We start from the raw sequence: 16,726 nt of genomic DNA, 5'->3' as shown, positions 1-16,726 counted from the left end.
GATGACGGCATCCAGACCGGCTCGTACGCAGCTGCGCGTGGGCCGTCTCGTGAAGGCGCACGGTCTGAAGGGCGCGCTCAAGCTCGAGCTCTACACCGACGATCCCGACGGCCGGTTCGTGCCCGGGGCGGTGTTCACGCTGCAGGTGCCCGAGTCGTCGCCGTGGCACGGCAAGACGGTGACGGTGCGCGAGTTCAAGTGGATGAACTCCCACGCCGTCGTCTTCCTCGAGGGCATCGACGACCGCACCGCGGCGGAGTCGATCGTGCGCGCCATCCTGTGGATCGACCAGGACGTGGCGGAGCCCGACGAGGACGACGCCTGGTACGACAACCAGCTCACGGGCCTGGAGGTCGTCCGCGAGGGCGAGGTCGTGGGGCGCGTCGTGCGCGTCGACCACCTGCCCGCCCAGGACCTGCTCATCGTCCGCACGGGCGACGACCGCGAGGTGCTCGTGCCGTTCGTCAAGGCGATCGTCCCCGAGGTCGACGTGGCCGGCGGCCGTGTCGTCGTCACGCCGCCCGCCGGCCTGTTCGAGGACCTGCCGGCCGATGAGCCCGAGGCCGCGCCCGCCGGGGGCGACGAGCCCGCGGCGTCCTGAGGCGCCGGAGCCCGACCTCACAGCGGCCGATCGGTCGTTTGAGGATGATGTGACCTGCGGGTAACCCCGCCGGAAAGGCCGCGGAACGCGCACCTCCGATGATCGGAGGGTGGCAGCACCCGCGACGTCCTCACCGCCGGCGGCATCCGCGTCGGCGACGACGCGCACCGTCTGCTCCTACTGCGGCGTCGGCTGCGGCATCGCCGTCACGGCGACCGTCGAGGGGGACCGCCGCGTCGTCGCCAGGACGGTCGGCGACAAGCAGCACCCGACGAACGCGGGACGGCTGTGCACGAAGGGCGCGACGCACGCCGAGCTCATGCGCGCCCCCGGGCGCATGGCGACCGCGCTGGTGCGCGCCGAGCGCGGCGGCGAGCCCGCGCCGACGCCCTGGGACGACGCCGTCGCGCAGGCCGGCGCGCGACTGCGCGCGATCGTCGACGCGCACGGACCCGACGCGGTCGCCGTCTACGTGTCGGGCCAGATGTCGATGGAGGCGCAGTACCTCTCGAACAAGCTCGTCAAGGGGTACCTGCGCGGTCTGCACATCGAGTCGAACTCGCGGCTCTGCATGGCGTCGGCGGGCGCGGGGTACAAGCAGTCGCTCGGCGCCGACGGGCCGCCCGGATCGTACGAGGACCTCGACCGGGCCGACCTGTTCTTCGTCATCGGATCGAACATGGCCGACTGCCATCCGATCCTGTTCCTGCGCATGGCCGACCGGCTGAAGCAGGGCGCGCGACTCATCGTCGTCGATCCTCGGCGCACGGCGACCGCCGACCGCGCCGACCTCTACCTGCCGATCGCGCCGGGAACCGACCTGGCGCTGCTGAACGGGCTGCTGCACCTCCTCGTCGAGAACGGCGACATCGACGCGGCCTTCATCGCGGCGCACACAGAGGGCTGGGATGCGATGCCCGCGTTCCTCGCGGACCATCCGCCCGCGCGCGTCGCCGCGCTCACCGGCCTCGACGAGGACGACATCCGCACCGCCGCGCGCTGGATCGGCGAGGCCGGCGAGTGGATGACGCTGTGGACGATGGGCCTCAACCAGTCGACGCACGGCACCTGGAGCACGAACGCGATCTGCAACCTGCATCTCGCCACCGGCGCGATCTGCCGGCCGGGCAGCGGGCCCTTCTCGCTCACCGGTCAGCCGAACGCGATGGGCGGGCGCGAGATGGGCTACATGGGCCCGGGACTGCCCGGCCAGCGCGCCGTGTTCAGCGCGGACGACCGCGCGTTCACGGAGGCGATCTGGGGGCTCGAGCCCGGAACGATCCGCGCCGAGGCGGGCACGGGCACGATCGACATGTACCGCCGGATGGCCGAGGGCTCCATCAAGGCGGCGTGGATCATCTGCACCAATCCCGTGGCATCCGTCGCGAACCGGAGCCGCGTGATCGCGGCGCTGCAGGCCGCCGAGCTCGTCGTCGTGCAGGACGTCTACGCCGACACCGCGACGAACGCGTACGCCGACATCCTGCTGCCCGCGACCCTCTGGGTCGAGTCCGACGGCGTGACGGTCAACAGCGACCGCACCCTCACGCTCGTGCAGCGCGCGAGCGATCCGCCCGGCGACGCGCAGCCCGACTGGCTCACCATCTGCCGCGTGGCCCAGGCGATGGGATACCGCGAGGGCTTCGCCTTCTCGTCCAGCGAGGAGGTCTTCGACGAGATCCGCCGGTTCTGGAACCCGCAGACCGGCTGGGACGTGCGGGGCGTCACCTACGATCGCCTGCGCGAGGGGCCCGTGCAGTGGCCCTGCCCGCCCGGCGACGCGGAGGGCCGGCATCCGATCCGCTACCTCAACGACGGGGTCAGCCAGACGCCGCACGCCGACGCCGACGGGACGACGCCGCGTCTCGCGTTCGCGACGCCGTCGCGCAAGGCGCAGTTCTTCGCGCGGCCGCACATCGACCCGGCCGAGATGCCCGACGACGACTTCCCCTGGGTGCTCAACACCGGCCGTCTGCAGCACCAGTGGCACACCATGACGAAGACGGGTCGCGTCGAGAAGCTGACGAGGCTCACGGGCGACCCGTTCGTGGAGGTGCATCCGGCGGATGCCGAGGCGCAGGGCATCGGCGAGGGCGACCTGGTCGAGGTGGCGTCCCGGCGCGGACGGTTCGTGGTGCGCGCCGTCGTCACCGACCGCGTGCGACCGGGAAACCTGTTCGCGCCGTTCCACTGGAACGACGAGCACGGGACGGACCTCGCGGTCAACGCGGTCACGAGCGACGCGGTCGACGAGCTCTCGCTGCAGCCCGAGTTCAAGTACGCGGCGGTGTCGCTGCACCGCGTCGGGCCCGCCGCCGGAGCCGGGTCCGCGAAGGAGGACGCCGCGCCGTCCGGTCCCGGCATCCGTGCGGTGCTCGCGGCCGGCGGCGTGCAGACGATGCAGACCGCGCCCCCGCTGTCGGAGCAGGAGCGCGCCTACGTCTCCGCGTTCGTCTCCGCGCTCGAGCTCGCACCGCCGGCTCCGGGGACGGCGCCCGTCGTGCCCGTCTCCGCGCCGCTGGGCCCATCGCAGCGCGCCTGGTTCGACGGCCTGCTCGCGGGAACCTACGCGCGTGCCGCGCTGGGCGCCGTGCCGGATCAGCCGGGCGACGACGCGGCGCGGGGCGACGAGGTCGTGGTGCTCTGGGGCTCGCAGACCGGCAACGCCGAGGAGGCCGCGGCGCAGGCGGCGGCGACGCTCGAGGCGCGCGGCCTCCGTCCGCGTCTGGTGAGCATGGGCGAGGCGCGTGCCGCCGAGCTGGCCGGCGCCGAGCGCCTGCTGGTGATCACGTCGACGTTCGGCGACGGCGGCCCGCCCGACAACGGCAGCGACCTGTGGGGCGAGCTGAGCGCCGACGGTGCTCCCGACCTGTCGGGTCTGCGCTACTCGGTGCTGGCGCTCGGCGACTCGAGCTACGACGACTTCTGCGGGCACGGCCGCAGCGTCGACGAGCGGCTCGCGGCGTTGGGCGCCGTGCGCCTGCACGACCGTGCCGACTGCGAGCCGGATTTCGAGGACGCCGCCGCGGCGTGGCTCGACGGCGTCGTGCGTGCTCTCTCGCCCGAGGCCGGGGCGGCCCCCGCGGCACCGTCGGCGCCGGCCACCAGGAAGCTGTTCACGCGCGCCAACCCGATCACGGCGCCCCTGGTGACCAACACGCTGCTCAGCGGGGCCGGCTCGCAGAAGGAGGTGCGTCAGTTCGGCTTCGACCTCACCGACACGGGCGCGAGCTACGAGGCCGGCGACGCCCTCGGCGTCGTCTGCGTCAACGGCGACGCGGTCGTGGCCGAGTGGATCGAGGCGACCGGCTGCGCGCCCCGCACGGTCGTTGAGGTCGACGGACAGGAGCACACCTTCGCCCACGCGCTGCGCACCAGGCTCGACGTGGCGCGCGTCACGCCCGAGCTGCTGGCCCTCGTCGCAGAGCGCAGCGGCGACGGCCGCCTCGCGACGCTGCTGAGACGCGAGAACGCCGAGCGCCTGGAGCAGTTCCTGTGGTGCATGCAGGCGATCGACGTGCTGCACGAGTTCCCCGCGCGCGCGACCGCCGAGGAATGGGTCGGGGTGCTGCGGCGTCTGCAGCCGCGGCAGTACTCGATCTCGTCGAGCCCCAAGACCGACCCCGACGAGGTGCAGCTCACGGTCTCGGTGGTGCGCTACCGCACCGAACGCGATCGCGCGCGCGGCGGGGTCTGCTCGACCTTCCTGGCCGACAACGCCGCCATGGCGCCGCTCTTCCTGCAGAGGTCGCCGCACTTCCGTCCTCCGGCCGACGGCGCCGCCGACATGATCATGATCGGGCCCGGCACGGGCGTCGCTCCGTTCCGGGGCTTCCTGCACGACCGGCGCGCCGACGGCCACACGGGCAGGAACTGGCTCTTCTTCGGCGAGCAGCACGAGGCGACCGACTTCTACTACCGCGACGAGCTCCTCGCCATGCGCGACGACGGGTTCCTCACGCGTCTCGATCTCGCCTTCTCGCGCGACCAGCGGCAGAAGCTGTACGTGCAGGACCGGATGCTCGAGCACGGCGCCCAGCTGTGGCGCTGGCTCGACGCGGGGGCGCACGTGTACGTGTGCGGGGATGCCGCGCGCATGGCCAGAGACGTCGACGCCGCGCTGCTCGACATCATCCGCCGGCACGGCGGGCTCTCCGAGGACGCCGCCGCGGAGTACAGGAAGCAGCTGTCGGCCGCCGGTCGCTACGGCCGCGACGTCTACTGAGCGCACGGCGGAGGGCGGGTCGCACCGGGTGGTGCGGCCCGCCCTCCGCCGTGCATGCGGTCAGATCCGCTGACGCCCGAGCGCGTTGCGCGGGATCATGTAGGCGAACACGGTGATCACCATGAGCACGAGGTACGCGATCACGAAGCCGAGGAACGCCGACGTGTACTCGCCCGTCGCGAGCTGCGACGCGTTGAGCACCTGCGGGATGACGAAGCCGCCGTAGGCCCCGATGCCGGAGACGATGCCGAGCGCGGCCGCGGCCTTGCGCTGCACGCGCAGCCCCTCGGGCGTGCCCGGGTAGGCGCCCTGCGCCGCGCCGCGCGCCGTGAAGATGCTCGGGATCATGCGGTAGGTCGATCCGTTGCCCATGCCGGTGGCGGCGAACAGCGCGAGGAAGCAGAGCAGGAAGACCCAGAAGCTGCGCAGCGGCATCGTCGCGACGAGCGCGAGGGCGCCGGCGGCCATCGCGGCGAAGGCCGCGACCGTGATGCGGGCGCCCCCGAGCCGGTCGGCGAGCCTGCCGCCGTACGGGCGGGCGAGCGAGCCCACGAGTGCACCGAGGAACGCGAGCGACACGGCGGCCTGGCCGACCTGGAACGTGGAGAACTCCGGGAACTGATCGGCGATGAGCTTGGGGAAGACGCTCGCGAACCCGATGAAGGAGCCGAAGGTGCCGATGTACAGCAGCGACACGAGCCAGAGGTGCGGCTCGCGCAGGGCCGCGATCGAGCCCGCGAAGTCGGCCTTGGCCGACGAGAGGTTGTCCATGTACCGCCACGCGCCCCACATCGCGACGAGGATGAGCGGCACCCACATCCAGCCGGCGAGCGGCAGGTTCAGTGCCGCGCCCGCGCCGATCGTGACGACGATCGGCACCGTGAACTGCGCGATCGACGTGCCGAGGTTGCCGCCGGCCGCGTTGAGCCCCAGCGCCCAGCCCTTCTCGCGCTGCGGGAAGAAGTAGGTGATGTTCGCCATCGAGCTGGCGAAGTTGCCGCCGCCGACGCCGCCGAGCGCCGCGACGAGCAGCAGCACGCCGAAGGGCGTCTCGGGGTCGGAGACGACGACGCCCAGCAGCACGGCCGGGATCAGCAGCAGGGCGGCGGAGATGATCGTCCAGTTGCGGCCGCCGACGATCGCGACCATGAAGGTGTAGGGGAAGCGCAGCGTCGCGCCGACGAGGCTCGGCACCGAGATGAGCCAGAACATCTCCGAGCTCGACAGCGTGAAGCCCGCCGCGGGCAGCATGACGACGACGATGCTCCACAGCTGCCAGACGATGAAGCCGAGGAACTCGGCGAAGATCGACCAGCCGAGGTTGCGGCGGGCGACGGCACGGCCCTCGGCCTCCCAGAAGCCGGCGTCCTCGGGGTCCCAGCCGTCGATCCAGCGGCCGGGGCGGCGCACGATCGTCGTGCGCGCGGAGACGAGCGGGGCGTCGGCGGCCTGGGGTGCCGACGTCGTTGCGGTGGGGGACATGGGATCTCCTCAGTGACGGTGATCTCACGCTAGGGATGCCGTGTTTCCGCGACGCGAGGCCCGCATTGCACCTCGGTCACGGCTCGATCACCCTCGTGCGGGGCGCGCGGTGAGTGCCGCGACACACGGGCGAAACACGCGGGAGTGCCTACACTCGAGCGCATGCGCATCGACGTCGTCACGATCTTCCCGGCGTTCTTCGACGTGCTCGAGGTCTCCCTGCTGGGCAAGGCCCGCGGCAAGGGCCTGCTCGACGTCCGCGTCCACGACCTGCGCGACCACGCCACCGACCGCCACCGCACCGTGGACGACACGCCGTACGGCGGCGGCGCCGGGATGGTGATGAAGCCCGAGCCCTGGGGTCTCGCGCTCGACGGGATCGTCGCCGACGCTACGGCCCCGCCCGTCTTCGTCTTCCCGTCGCCCGCGGGGGAGCGGTTCACGCAGGCGACGGCGCGCGAGCTGTCGCAGCGCTCCCATCTCGTCTTCGGCTGCGGCCGGTACGAGGGCATCGACGAACGCGTGTTCTCGTACGCCGCGACGCTCGGCGAGGTGCGGCTCCTCAGCCTCGGCGACTACGTGCTCAACGGCGGCGAGGTCGCGAGCATGGCGATGATCGAGGCGATCGGCAGGCTCGTCCCCGGCGTCGTGGGCAATCCCGACAGCCTCGTCGAGGAGTCGCACGAGGACGGCCTGCTGGAGTATCCCTCGTACACGAAGCCCGCGACGTGGCGCGGCCACGACGTGCCCGAGGTGCTGCTGAGCGGCCACCACGGCCGCGTCGCCGCGTGGCGTCACGAGCAGCAGGTGCAGCGCACCCGGGAGCGACGCCCCGACCTCCTGCCGGAGTGACCGCCGGCGCGGTCGTTGCCGAGACGTGACCTTGCGCACCCCCGGCGGGCGGGAGGATGCCACATACAATCGCAGGGTGACTTCTCGACCCCTAGTCCGCTTGCGCAGCTCTGTCAAGGGGGCGGTCAGGTCCCTCGGACGAGCAGCCCGGTCGGAGCGCCTCGCGTTCCTGCGCTCGCGCCCTCTGCGCCCACACGTCGTGTTCTACGAGTCGTTCGCGGGCAACGGCGTGCTGTGCAACCCGGAGGCGATCTTCCGGGGACTGCTCGCCGACCCCGACCTCGCGCACCTCGAGCACGTCTGGGCGATCGCCGACCCGGCGGCGCGCAACGCGTTCGTCGCCGAGTTCGTCGGTCACCCGCGGGTCCGCTGCGTCGAGCGGCTCTCGGACGACTACTGGCGGGAGCTGTCGACGGCGGGCACCGTCGTGAACAACGCCACGTTCCCCGCGCAGTTCGGCAAGCGCGAGGGGCAGGTCTACCTCAACACGTGGCACGGCACGCCGCTCAAGCACATGGGCTTCGACATGCCCGACGGCGCCGCGGACTCGGCCAACACCCTCCGCAACCTCCTCATGGCCGACTATCTCCTGGCGGCCAACCCGTTCATGGCCGAGACGATGTACGAGGACGCCTACCGGCTGCGCAATGTGTACCGCGGCACGCTCATCGAGACCGGCTACCCGCGCATCGACCACCAGTTCCACGGCGACGGCTCCGACGTGCGCGCGCGGCTCGCCGCGGCCGGCGTCGCCGTCGGCTCGCTCCCCGTCGTGCTGTTCGCGCCGACCTGGCGCGGGTCGACGTTCGCCGCCCCCGACGACGACCTCGATCATCTCGGGGAACAGGTCGCGGCGATGCAGGAGGCGGTCGGACCCGACGCGATCGTGCTGCTCAAGACGCACCAGGTCGTGCACGCAGCGGCGGTCGGGCATCCGCGGCTTCGCGACGTGCTCGTGCCCAACACGATCCCGACCAACGCGCTGCTGGGCGCGGCCGCGGCGCTCGTCACCGACTACTCGTCGATCTTCTTCGACTACCTCGCGTCGCGCCGGCCGATCGTGTTCTTCACGCCGGACGCCGACGAGTACGCACGCGATCGCGGCACCTACTTCGCCCCCGACGAGCTGCCCGGCCCCGTGACCGGCGCCGCCGGCGAGGCCGGCGCCCACGTGCGACGACTGCTCGCGGACGGGCCGTCGGAACGGGTCAGCGCCTGGAGCGCGCGGTTCACGCCGTGGGACGACGGGCACGCCACGCAGCGCGTCATCGACGTGGTCTTCCGGGGCGGCGCCGACGGCACCCGACGCGTGCGGCGCGACGATCGCACCCGCATCCTGCTGCACGCGGGCGGGATGCGCTCGAACGGCATCACGACCTCGCTCGTCAATCTGCTGCGCGCGCTCGATCCCGAGCGCTACGACGTCACCCTGCTGCTGCAGATGCAACGCACGCCCGCGGCCGTGATGAACCGCGCGCGCGTCCCGGCGACCGTGCGACAGGTGTTCCGCATCGGCGGGATGAACGGCTCGAAGGCGCTGCAGGCGCGTCGCCGGCTCAGCAACGTGCGCGGCCGCGTGCACGCCCCGCGGCATTCGCGCAGCCAGGACCGGCTGTGGCGCGACGAATGGGACCGGATCTTCGGCTCGGCGGAGTTCGACTGGGTCGCCGACTTCAGCGGGTACGGGCACTTCTGGCCGTCGCTCCTGCTGCGCTCGCCCGACGCGCCGCGCGCGATCTGGCTGCACAACGAGATGGCATCCGATCGCCTGCGCACGATCGACGGCCGCGCGCCGATGAAGCGCTCGCTCGGCCTCGTGTTCGAGCAGTACGGGTCCTTCGACCGGCTCGTCTCCGTGTCGCCGAGCCTCACGCGACTCAATCGCGAGGAGCTCTCGGAGTACGCGCCGCCCGACCGGTTCGTGACCGTGCGCAACGTGCCCGACATGGAGCGTGTCGCGCTCGGCGCCCAGGAGCCCCCGGAGTCGGTGCTCGACGAGGACGAGCCCGCGCCGGCGTGGCTCACGTCGCTCGCCGCGCCCAGGCGCGACGAGCGCTGGTTCGTCACGGTCGCACGGCTCTCGCCCGAGAAGAACCAGGCCCGGCTCGTGCGCGCCTTCGCGGGCGTGCACGAGCGCGACGCCCGCGCCCGACTGCTGATCGTCGGCGGCGGGCCGCTGCGGCGGGCGCTGCAGGCGCAGATCGACGCCGCGGGCCTCGGCGACGTCGCGTTCCTCGCGGGGGAGCGGCGCAACCCCTTCGCGCTCATGGCCGCGGCGGACTGCTTCGTGATGTCGAGCGCCTACGAGGGACAGCCGATGGTGCTGCTGGAGGCGGCCGTCTGCGGCCTCCCGATCGTCTCGACGGCGTTCGCCTCGGTCGGCGACGCACTGCCGGGCGACACGATCCGCGTCGTCGCCCAGGACGACGACGCGCTGCGCGACGGCATGCTCGCCTACCTGGCGGGCGAGGTGCCGGCCAGCGCGCTGGACATCCCCGCCTACATGGCCGAGGTGACGGCGGAGTTCGACGCGGTCGTCGCCGAGTCGCTGGCGGAGCGCCGGTAGACGCTCAGCGATGCAGCAGGCGCAGCTCGGCGACGACCTGCTCGTGCCAGCTGCGCGCGGCGGGCAGGGCTCCCGCGAACAGCGGCACGTCGTGCGTCACGCCCTGGTAGCGCACGACTGTGGCATCCACTCCGGCGGCGCGCAGCGCGGCGCCGTAGGCGTCGCCGTTGCGGCGGAGCGGATCGTACTCGGCGGTCATGATGAGCGCCGGCGGCAGCCCCTCGTGGCTCGCCGCGCGCAGCGGCGAGGCGTACGGCTCGCGGGCCTGAGCGAGGTCGCCGAGGTACGTGCGCGCGACCGACCGCAGCTCCCGGGCCGCGACGAGCGCCGGAACGCCCATGGCCCACGTGGGCCGGAAGTCGATGTGCCGGGCGGTGAGGTCGGTCACCGGGACCTCCAGCAGCTGGCGCCGGATCGGATGCCGTGCGCGGTCGCGGTTCGCGAGCGTGACCGCCGCTGCGATGGCGCCGCCCGCCGACGTCCCCCCGATGCCGATCCGCCCCGCGTCGACGCCCAGGGCGTCGGCGCGCGCGAAGACCCAGTCGAGCGCCGCGTAGCCCTGCTCGACCGCCGCGGGGTACCGGTGCTCGGGGGCCAGGGCGTAGTCGACGGCGACGATGACGACGCCGGCGTCGGCGGCGCGGCGCCGCGCCGCGGCATCCGTCGTCGGATAGTCGATGCCGCCGATGCGGAAGGCGCCGCCATAGAACGAGACGAAGGCGGGCATCGGTCCGTGCGTCTGCGGCGGCCGGTAGAGGCGCACGCGCACGTCGGGGGCGACGGCGACGGGCACCGTGTGCTCCTCGATCGCGACCTCGGGCCCCGGAACGCCCACGTTCGCGAGCTCGGCGCGATCCCACGCGCGCGCCGCGCGCCGGTGGCGCTCACGAGGCGGGAGCGCCGCCCGCCCGGCCGGCGCGGGCGGGGCGTCGGCCGACGAGCGCGCGGGGACGACGGCGCTCCACCGCGCGCGCCACGCGGCGATCGCCTGCCCGATCAGATATCGGCGATGCGTGCGCAGACGATCGGCGAAGAACGGATCGAGCGGCACCGCCTCAGTCCGCCCCGAGGAACGACCGGTCGGTCAGCACGATCGGGCCGTCGGCCGTGATCGCCACGGTGTGCTCGCTGTGGGCGCCCCGCGATCCGTCGGCGCTGCGCAGCGTCCAGCCGTCGGGATCGGTGACGAGCTCGTCGGTGGTCTGCAGGAACCAGGGCTCGAGCGCGACCACCAGGCCCGCCCGCAGCGGATAGCCGCGACCGGGGCGGCCGTCGTTGGGCACGTGCGGATCGCCGTGCATGACGCGGCCCACGCCGTGACCGCCGAAGTCGGTGTTGATGGAGTATCCGTCGGCGCGCGCGACCTGCGCGATCGCGTGCGAGATGTCACCGACGCGCCCGCCGACGACCGCGGCGGAGATGGCCGCGTCGAGAGCCCGCTGCGTCGTGTCGATGAGGGCGAGGTCCTCGTCGCGCGCCGTGCCGACGACGAAGGAGACCGCCGAGTCGGCGACCCATCCGTCGACCGAGGCCGCGAAGTCGAGGGTGACGAGGTCGCCGTCGCGCAGGACGTAGTCGTGCGGCAGGCCGTGCAGCACCGCGTCGTTGATGGAGGTGCAGACGACCTTGCCGAACGGGCTCGCCCCGAACGACGGGTGGTAGTCGATGTAGCACGACTCCGCTCCCGTGCGCCGGATCATGTCGTGCGCGCGGCGATCGATCGCGAGCAGGTTCGTGCCCACCTTCGTCTCGTCTCGCAGCGTCGCCAGGACCTCCGCGACGAATCGTCCGGCCGGACGCATCGCCTCGATCTCGGCGGGGGTGCGCAACTCGATCATCCTCATCCTTTCCTCGGCTTCCATTGTCCCCGACCGGCGTACCATCGAGAGCATGGGGCTCCGACACTTCTTCTATCGCTGGCTGATCCCGGCGGCGTTCGTGCTGCCGCTGTGGCTGCTGATCGGCTGGATCGTGTTCGGCGCCAACCCCTGGGCGCTGCTGTGGGTCTTCATCTCCGGGCCGATCGTGCTCGTGTGGCAGCTCGTCGTCACCCTCCTCGTGCGGGCGCGCGGCACGGTGCGCGCGGAGCGCGCCGTCTCGTGGACGGACGTCGCCCTGTTCGGCGCCTGGCATCTCGCGATCGTCGCCCTCGGCGTCTTCGACGCGCGCTGGTGGTGGCCCGTGCTGGGGCTCACGATCGTCCTCGGCATCGCCCTGCTCTGGGTCGCGCTGTGGCAGCTGCTGCGCGAGGCCCGGCCGTCCGTCGTGCTGAGCACCGTGGAGGGGTACATGTCCGTGCCGCCGCAGCGACCCGCCCGGCCGTCGTCGGCGCACGACGTCATCGTGGTCGAGGAGACGCGGCACGACTCGTGAGCTCCTTTTGCTCGCGGCCCCCTTTCGTGGCAGAATGGTCGTTTGTGCCCTGACACGTCTCTGCCTCAGGGGAGCATGGTGCCGATCGCGGCGCCGCGGGCACGCACTCCACGTTCCTCTTGACTCTCGCGATCGACCTGGGGCGGTCGCAGGAAGTGACGATCATGCAGATCCTCGACGCCGTCGACGCGGCATCGCTCCGCTCCGACATCCCCGACTTCGGCCCCGGCGACACCGTCAAGGTGCACGTCAACATCACCGAGGGCAACCGCTCGCGCATCCAGGTCTTCCAGGGCGTCGTCATCGGCCGCTCGGGCGACAGCGTGCGCGAGACCTTCACCGTGCGCAAGATCAGCTTCCAGGTGGGCGTCGAGCGCACCTTCCCGGTGCACAGCCCGATCATCGACCACATCGAGGTCGTCACCCGCGGTGACGTCCGCCGTGCCAAGCTGTACTACCTGCGCTCGCTGCGCGGCAAGAAGGCCAAGATCAAGGAGAAGCGCGACAGCTGATCGCGCCGACACCACGCCGAGGCCCCGGGCAGCGATGCCCGGGGCCTCGGCGTGTGTACCGTGGTTGACACCGGCCGTCCGGCTTCCCCACCCGCTCTCGCGCGAGGATCCTATGAGTTCAGACACCGCCTCCGGATCGGAGGCCGCGCCGCGGCGCGCGCGCCGCAGCGTGTGGCCGCTGCTGCGCGACATCGTCGTCATCGTGCTCGTCGCGATCGTCGTGTCGTTCGTGGTCAAGACGTTCGTCGTGCGGTCGTTCTACATCCCCTCCGGCTCGATGCAGCAGACCCTCGAGATCGAGGACCGCATCTTCGTCGACGAGCTCACGCCCCGCTTCACGGGCTACGACCGCGGCGACGTCGTCGTCTTCCGCGATCCCGGCGGCTGGCTCCCCGTCACGCCGCGCACGCAGCAGACGCCGTGGGAGGGCGCCGTCGACTGGCTGCTCTCGCTCGTCGGCCTCTCCGCATCCGACAGCAAGGACCATCTCGTCAAGCGGGTCGTGGGCCTGCCGGGCGACCACGTGGTGTGCTGCAACCCGATCGGCCAGGTCATGGTGAACGACGTCCCGATCGACGAGACGCCGTACCTCAACCTGGACCCGGGGCAGAGCGTGCCCGCGAAGAAGGAGTTCGACGTCACGGTGCCCGAGGGCGCGCTCTGGGTGCTCGGCGACAACCGCGACCATTCGCGCGACTCGCGCTACAACGTGGACCAGCCGACGCACGGGTTCGTGCCGCTCGACAACGTCGTCGGCCGCGCATTCCTCATCACCTGGCCGCTGAACCGGATCGGGTTCATCGACGGCCACCACGACGTGTTCGCGGGCGTCCCCGCCCCGGCGGACGGATGACCGTCGTCGTCCCCACCCTGCGGATCGAGCGCGAGCTGCTGCGGGAGCATCCGATCGTCATCGCCTGCGACGAGGTCGGCCGCGGCGCGCTCGCGGGCCCCGTCGCGGTCGGCGCGGCGGTCGTCGACGCGCGCGCCGTCGGCGAGGGGATGCCGGAGGGGCTGCGCGACTCGAAGCTCATCGCCGAGCCCCGGCGTCCGCTCGTCGCCGTGCGCGCAGCGGCCTGGACGACCGCCTCGGCGATCGGATGGGCGGACGCCGCGGAGATCGATCGCATCGGCATCGTGCGCGCGCTCGGCCAGGCCGCCGCCCGCGCCCTCGAGGCGCTGCACGAGCAGGGGATCGACCTCGCCCGCGCGGCGGTGGTCCTCGACGGCAACCACGACTACGTGTCGCCGGCGTCGGGGCGGGCGCTGCGGGTGACCCCGGTCGTGAAGGCCGACCGCGACTGCGCGAGCGCCGCCGCGGCGTCCGTCCTCGCGAAGGTCGCCCGCGATGAGCTGATGCGCGCGCTGCACGACGACGCTCCCGTCTACGAGTGGGCGCGCAACAAGGGATACGCGAGCGCGGCGCATCGTGCCGCGATCCGCGCGCACGGCCTCAGCGCCCACCACCGGGCATCGTGGGCCATCTCCGGCGCGGACCGACCCTAGGATGGAGTCACCATGGATGACGAAGTGTTCGAGGACTACGACCGCGAGCTCGAACTCGCTCTGTTCAAGGAGTACCGGGACGTCGTGACGCAGTTCCAGTACGTCATCGAGACGGAGCGCCGGTTCTACCTCGCGAACGAGGTGAACCTGGTCCGGCGCGACACGGAGCACGACTTCTACTTCGAAGTGACGATGAACGACGTGTGGGTGTGGGACATCTACCGGGCCGACCGCTTCGTCAAGTCGGTGCGGGTGCTGACGTTCAAGGACGTCAACATCGAGGAGATGCAGCGCCGCGACTTCCAGCTGCCCGAGGAGCTCTCGCTCGACAGCTGAGCGCGAGTCCTCGTCCCCAGCGGACGGATCCCGCGAACTGTCCACCGATCGCCGCTTTCGCGGTTCGTGAGGATGCCGGACCGGCGACGATGCCGGTATGGCTGACAAGGACGAACGGGGCAGGGCGGGCGAGCAGCGCGCCGTGGAACATCTGACGGCGCACGGGTACCGGATACTCGATCGCAACTGGCGGTGCGCGCAGGGCGAGCTCGACATCGTGGCGGCCCGCGGGACGCATCTCGCCGTCGTGGAGGTGAAGACGCGGCGCAGCGAGCGGTTCGGGCACCCCTTCGAGGCGGTCACGGCGCGCAAGCGCGCACGGCTGTGGCGTCTCGCGTGCGCGTGGACCGTCGAGAACCCCGCGGCCGCGCGGGGCAGGCGCCTGCGCGTCGACGTCATCGGCATCACCGGCGACGACCCGGCGACGGCCGTGCTCGAGCACCTCGAGGACATCTGATGGCCCCCGCGCGCACCTGGGCCGTCGCCCTCACCGGCCTCGCGGGCGACCTCGTCGAGGTCGAGGCCGACCTGTCGAACCAGACCCCCGACTTCCACGTGATCGGCATGCCCGACAAGGCGATCGGGGAGGCCCGCAAGCGCGTCCACAACGCCTGCGCGAACAGTGAGCTGCCGCTGCCGCGTCGCTGCGTCACGGTGAGCCTCTCGCCCGCCGCGCTGCCCAAGCACGGCTCGGGCTTCGACGTCGCGATCGCGATCGCCGCGCTGGCGACGTCGTACGAGGCCGACGCCGCGTCGCTCCAGCGCACGGCGCACGTCGGCGAGCTCGGGCTCGACGGCCGGCTGCGACCGGTTCCCGGCGTGCTCCCGGCCGTCGTCGCCGCGGCCCGGGCGGGCGTGGCACGCGTCGTCGTGCCGTTCGCGAACCGGGCCGAGGCGGCGCTCGTCCGCGACGTCGACGTCGTGGGCGCCGCGAGCCTGCGCGACGTCGCACGGCTGCACGGCATGGAGGTGCCCGACGGCGCGGACGAGCCGGTCCCGCTGCTCGCGCAGACCGCGCCCGCGACGGGGGAGACGCGTCTCGACCTCGCCGACGTCGTCGGCCAGCGCGACGCCGTCGACGCCCTCGTCGTCGCCGCCGCGGGCGGGCATCACCTGCTGATGAGCGGGCCGCCGGGCGCGGGCAAGACCATGCTGGCGCGCCGGCTGCCCGGCATCCTCCCGGGGCTCGACGACGCGGCTGCACTGCAGGTCGCGTCGATCAGGTCGCTGGCGGGGGCCTCCGTCGCCGACCTGCCGCGCGAGCCTCCCTTCGAGGCGCCGCACCACAGCGCGAGCGTCGCGGCGCTCGTCGGGGGCGGCAGCCGCGTCGTGCGGCCCGGCGCGATCGCGCGCGCGAGCGGCGGCGTGCTCTTCCTGGACGAGGCGGGCGAGTTCTCGGCGCACGCCCTCGACAGCCTCCGGCAGCCGCTGGAGTCCGGGAGCATCGAGATCCACCGCGCCGGGTTCCGCGCGGTCTTCCCCGCCCGCTTCCAGCTCGTGCTCGCGACCAATCCCTGCCCGTGCGGCAACTACGGCGTCCCGGGCGCCGAGTGCGTCTGCCCGTCGATCGCGATCCGTCGTCACCTCGGCCGCCTCTCCGGGCCGCTGCGCGACCGCATCGACATCGAGCTGTCGCTCCAGCGGGTGGCGACGGCCCATCATCCGCCGGGGACGGCGGCCGGCACGACCACGCGCGAGGCGCGTGAGCGCGTGCGGGCGGCGCGGGCCCGCGCCGCCGAGCGGCTGACGGACACGCCCTGGCGGACCAACGCCGAGGTCGCCGGCACCTGGCTGCGCACCGGGCCCGTCGCCCCCGCGCCCGCGGTGCGCCGGCCGCTCGACGCCGCGCTCGCGCGCGGATCGCTCACGCTGCGCGGCTACGATCGCGTGCTGCGCGTCGCCAAGATTTTGTTATCTCGTATTTCGGTGATGTCGGAGGTCGGTGGGATGCTCGCGGCATGCCTAGTCAACCTCTCGACCCCGACACGGCGCTTGATGTGCGCTTGAGCGCGATCATGGGACGCAACCGGTTCACGAAGGAGCCGGGGCCTGTCGTTGCCGAGCTGATCGAGGCGGCTGGTGAGCGCACGGAGATCCTGCGTTCGGCCGTCGGCCGGTGGATCGGATCCCGCGAGGACCGCTATACGGTCACGCTGGCGACGGCGTTGCGGGAGGCGTTCGGGCATCTCGGTCTTGAGGATGCGATCCGGCTTGGTCAGGAGCGGGCCGCGGCCCCGGTGCATACGAGCCAGGGCTTCCACCGGGACTGATCG

15 protein-coding genes are annotated in these 16,726 nt (G+C 72.5%); 12 read left to right on the top strand and 3 right to left on the bottom strand.

Translation table 11 applies throughout. The features are described from left to right. Position 1: 1 nt before the first annotated feature. Together rimM and AOA12_RS10455 are read left to right on the top strand one after the other, a co-directional pair. Positions 2-601, top strand: a complete 600-nt coding sequence (rimM, locus tag AOA12_RS10460) for a ribosome maturation factor RimM (protein WP_054682521.1) — start codon at positions 2-4, stop codon at positions 599-601. A gap of 109 nt (positions 602-710) precedes the next feature. Next, positions 711-4,826 carry a bifunctional nitrate reductase/sulfite reductase flavoprotein subunit alpha gene (locus AOA12_RS10455; RefSeq protein WP_054682520.1) on the top strand — a complete coding sequence of 1,372 codons (4,116 nt, stop codon included), beginning with the start codon at positions 711-713 and terminating at the stop codon, positions 4,824-4,826. Between the two features lie 60 nt (positions 4,827-4,886). On the opposite strand, the gene AOA12_RS10450 is transcribed toward AOA12_RS10455, so the two are convergent. Further along, positions 4,887-6,308: an MFS transporter gene (locus tag AOA12_RS10450; RefSeq protein ID WP_054682519.1), complete on the bottom strand. Its 1,422-nt coding sequence runs from the start codon at positions 6,306-6,308 to the stop codon at positions 4,887-4,889. Positions 6,309-6,470: 162 nt separating this feature from the next. Here AOA12_RS10450 and trmD point away from each other — a divergent pair, with 162 nt between their 5' ends. Continuing rightward, entirely contained in the window at positions 6,471-7,160 is a 690-nt protein-coding gene (gene trmD / locus AOA12_RS10445; protein ID WP_054682518.1) for a tRNA (guanosine(37)-N1)-methyltransferase TrmD, read from the top strand. A 76-nt stretch (positions 7,161-7,236) separates the two neighbouring features. Then, positions 7,237-9,726 carry a glycosyltransferase gene (locus tag AOA12_RS10440; RefSeq protein ID WP_257720157.1) on the top strand — a complete coding sequence of 830 codons (2,490 nt, stop codon included), beginning with the start codon at positions 7,237-7,239 and terminating at the stop codon, positions 9,724-9,726. 4 nt (positions 9,727-9,730) lie between these two features. On the opposite strand, the gene AOA12_RS10435 is transcribed toward AOA12_RS10440, so the two are convergent. After that, positions 9,731-10,777 carry an alpha/beta hydrolase gene (locus AOA12_RS10435; RefSeq protein ID WP_054682516.1) on the bottom strand — a complete coding sequence of 349 codons (1,047 nt, stop codon included), beginning with the start codon at positions 10,775-10,777 and terminating at the stop codon, positions 9,731-9,733. Between the two features lie 4 nt (positions 10,778-10,781). Beyond that, on the bottom strand, positions 10,782-11,564 hold the full coding sequence (map, locus tag AOA12_RS10430; RefSeq protein WP_054682515.1) for a type I methionyl aminopeptidase: 783 nt from the start codon (positions 11,562-11,564) through the stop codon (positions 10,782-10,784). A 52-nt stretch (positions 11,565-11,616) separates the two neighbouring features. Between map and AOA12_RS10425 the strand changes: the two genes are divergently transcribed. The 8 genes from AOA12_RS10425 (at position 11,617) to AOA12_RS10390 (ending at position 16,723) form a co-directional block, all read left to right on the top strand. Continuing rightward, positions 11,617-12,099 carry a hypothetical protein gene (locus AOA12_RS10425; protein ID WP_054682514.1) on the top strand — a complete coding sequence of 161 codons (483 nt, stop codon included), beginning with the start codon at positions 11,617-11,619 and terminating at the stop codon, positions 12,097-12,099. Between the two features lie 164 nt (positions 12,100-12,263). Continuing rightward, the gene (gene rplS / locus AOA12_RS10420; protein WP_054686960.1) at positions 12,264-12,611 is read left to right on the top strand and encodes a 50S ribosomal protein L19; all 348 of its coding nucleotides are present in this window, start codon (positions 12,264-12,266) and stop codon (positions 12,609-12,611) included. A gap of 112 nt (positions 12,612-12,723) precedes the next feature. Continuing rightward, the gene (gene lepB / locus AOA12_RS10415; RefSeq protein WP_054682513.1) at positions 12,724-13,464 is read left to right on the top strand and encodes a signal peptidase I; all 741 of its coding nucleotides are present in this window, start codon (positions 12,724-12,726) and stop codon (positions 13,462-13,464) included. Continuing rightward, positions 13,461-14,117, top strand: a complete 657-nt coding sequence (locus tag AOA12_RS10410) for a ribonuclease HII (protein ID WP_054682512.1) — start codon at positions 13,461-13,463, stop codon at positions 14,115-14,117. Before lepB ends, AOA12_RS10410 begins: the two co-directional genes overlap by 4 nt. 12 nt (positions 14,118-14,129) lie before the next feature. After that, the gene (locus tag AOA12_RS10405; protein WP_054682511.1) at positions 14,130-14,453 is read left to right on the top strand and encodes a DUF2469 family protein; all 324 of its coding nucleotides are present in this window, start codon (positions 14,130-14,132) and stop codon (positions 14,451-14,453) included. A gap of 97 nt (positions 14,454-14,550) precedes the next feature. Further along, positions 14,551-14,910 (top strand): YraN family protein, encoded by a 360-nt coding sequence (locus tag AOA12_RS10400; RefSeq protein ID WP_054682510.1) that lies wholly within the window; start codon positions 14,551-14,553, stop codon positions 14,908-14,910. After that, positions 14,910-16,460, top strand: a complete 1,551-nt coding sequence (locus AOA12_RS10395) for a YifB family Mg chelatase-like AAA ATPase (protein WP_082406148.1) — start codon at positions 14,910-14,912, stop codon at positions 16,458-16,460. Before AOA12_RS10400 ends, AOA12_RS10395 begins: the two co-directional genes overlap by 1 nt. Beyond that, positions 16,457-16,723 (top strand): hypothetical protein, encoded by a 267-nt coding sequence (locus AOA12_RS10390; protein ID WP_156366460.1) that lies wholly within the window; start codon positions 16,457-16,459, stop codon positions 16,721-16,723. The genes AOA12_RS10395 and AOA12_RS10390 overlap by 4 nt, the downstream gene beginning before the upstream one ends. Positions 16,724-16,726 lie beyond the last annotated feature (3 nt).

It is taken from the genome of Microbacterium sp. No. 7 (assembly GCF_001314225.1).
In the GTDB taxonomy this organism is placed as follows: domain Bacteria; phylum Actinomycetota; class Actinomycetes; order Actinomycetales; family Microbacteriaceae; genus Microbacterium.
This window is presented reverse-complemented; position numbering and strand designations above follow the sequence as displayed.

Excerpts from the sequence above, each read along its gene's own strand:
- rimM (WP_054682521.1), top strand. The coding sequence starts at position 2 with ATGACGGCATCCAGACCGGCTCGTACGCAGCTGCGCGTGGGCCGTCTC.
- AOA12_RS10450 (WP_054682519.1), bottom strand. The coding sequence starts at position 6,308 with ATGTCCCCCACCGCAACGACGTCGGCACCCCAGGCCGCCGACGCCCCG.
- trmD (WP_054682518.1), top strand. The coding sequence starts at position 6,471 with ATGCGCATCGACGTCGTCACGATCTTCCCGGCGTTCTTCGACGTGCTC.
- map (WP_054682515.1), bottom strand. The coding sequence starts at position 11,564 with ATGATCGAGTTGCGCACCCCCGCCGAGATCGAGGCGATGCGTCCGGCC.
- AOA12_RS10425 (WP_054682514.1), top strand. The coding sequence starts at position 11,617 with ATGGGGCTCCGACACTTCTTCTATCGCTGGCTGATCCCGGCGGCGTTC.
- rplS (WP_054686960.1), top strand. The coding sequence starts at position 12,264 with ATGCAGATCCTCGACGCCGTCGACGCGGCATCGCTCCGCTCCGACATC.
- lepB (WP_054682513.1), top strand. The coding sequence starts at position 12,724 with ATGAGTTCAGACACCGCCTCCGGATCGGAGGCCGCGCCGCGGCGCGCG.
- AOA12_RS10410 (WP_054682512.1), top strand. The coding sequence starts at position 13,461 with ATGACCGTCGTCGTCCCCACCCTGCGGATCGAGCGCGAGCTGCTGCGG.
- AOA12_RS10405 (WP_054682511.1), top strand. The coding sequence starts at position 14,130 with ATGGATGACGAAGTGTTCGAGGACTACGACCGCGAGCTCGAACTCGCT.
- AOA12_RS10400 (WP_054682510.1), top strand. The coding sequence starts at position 14,551 with ATGGCTGACAAGGACGAACGGGGCAGGGCGGGCGAGCAGCGCGCCGTG.
- AOA12_RS10395 (WP_082406148.1), top strand. The coding sequence starts at position 14,910 with ATGGCCCCCGCGCGCACCTGGGCCGTCGCCCTCACCGGCCTCGCGGGC.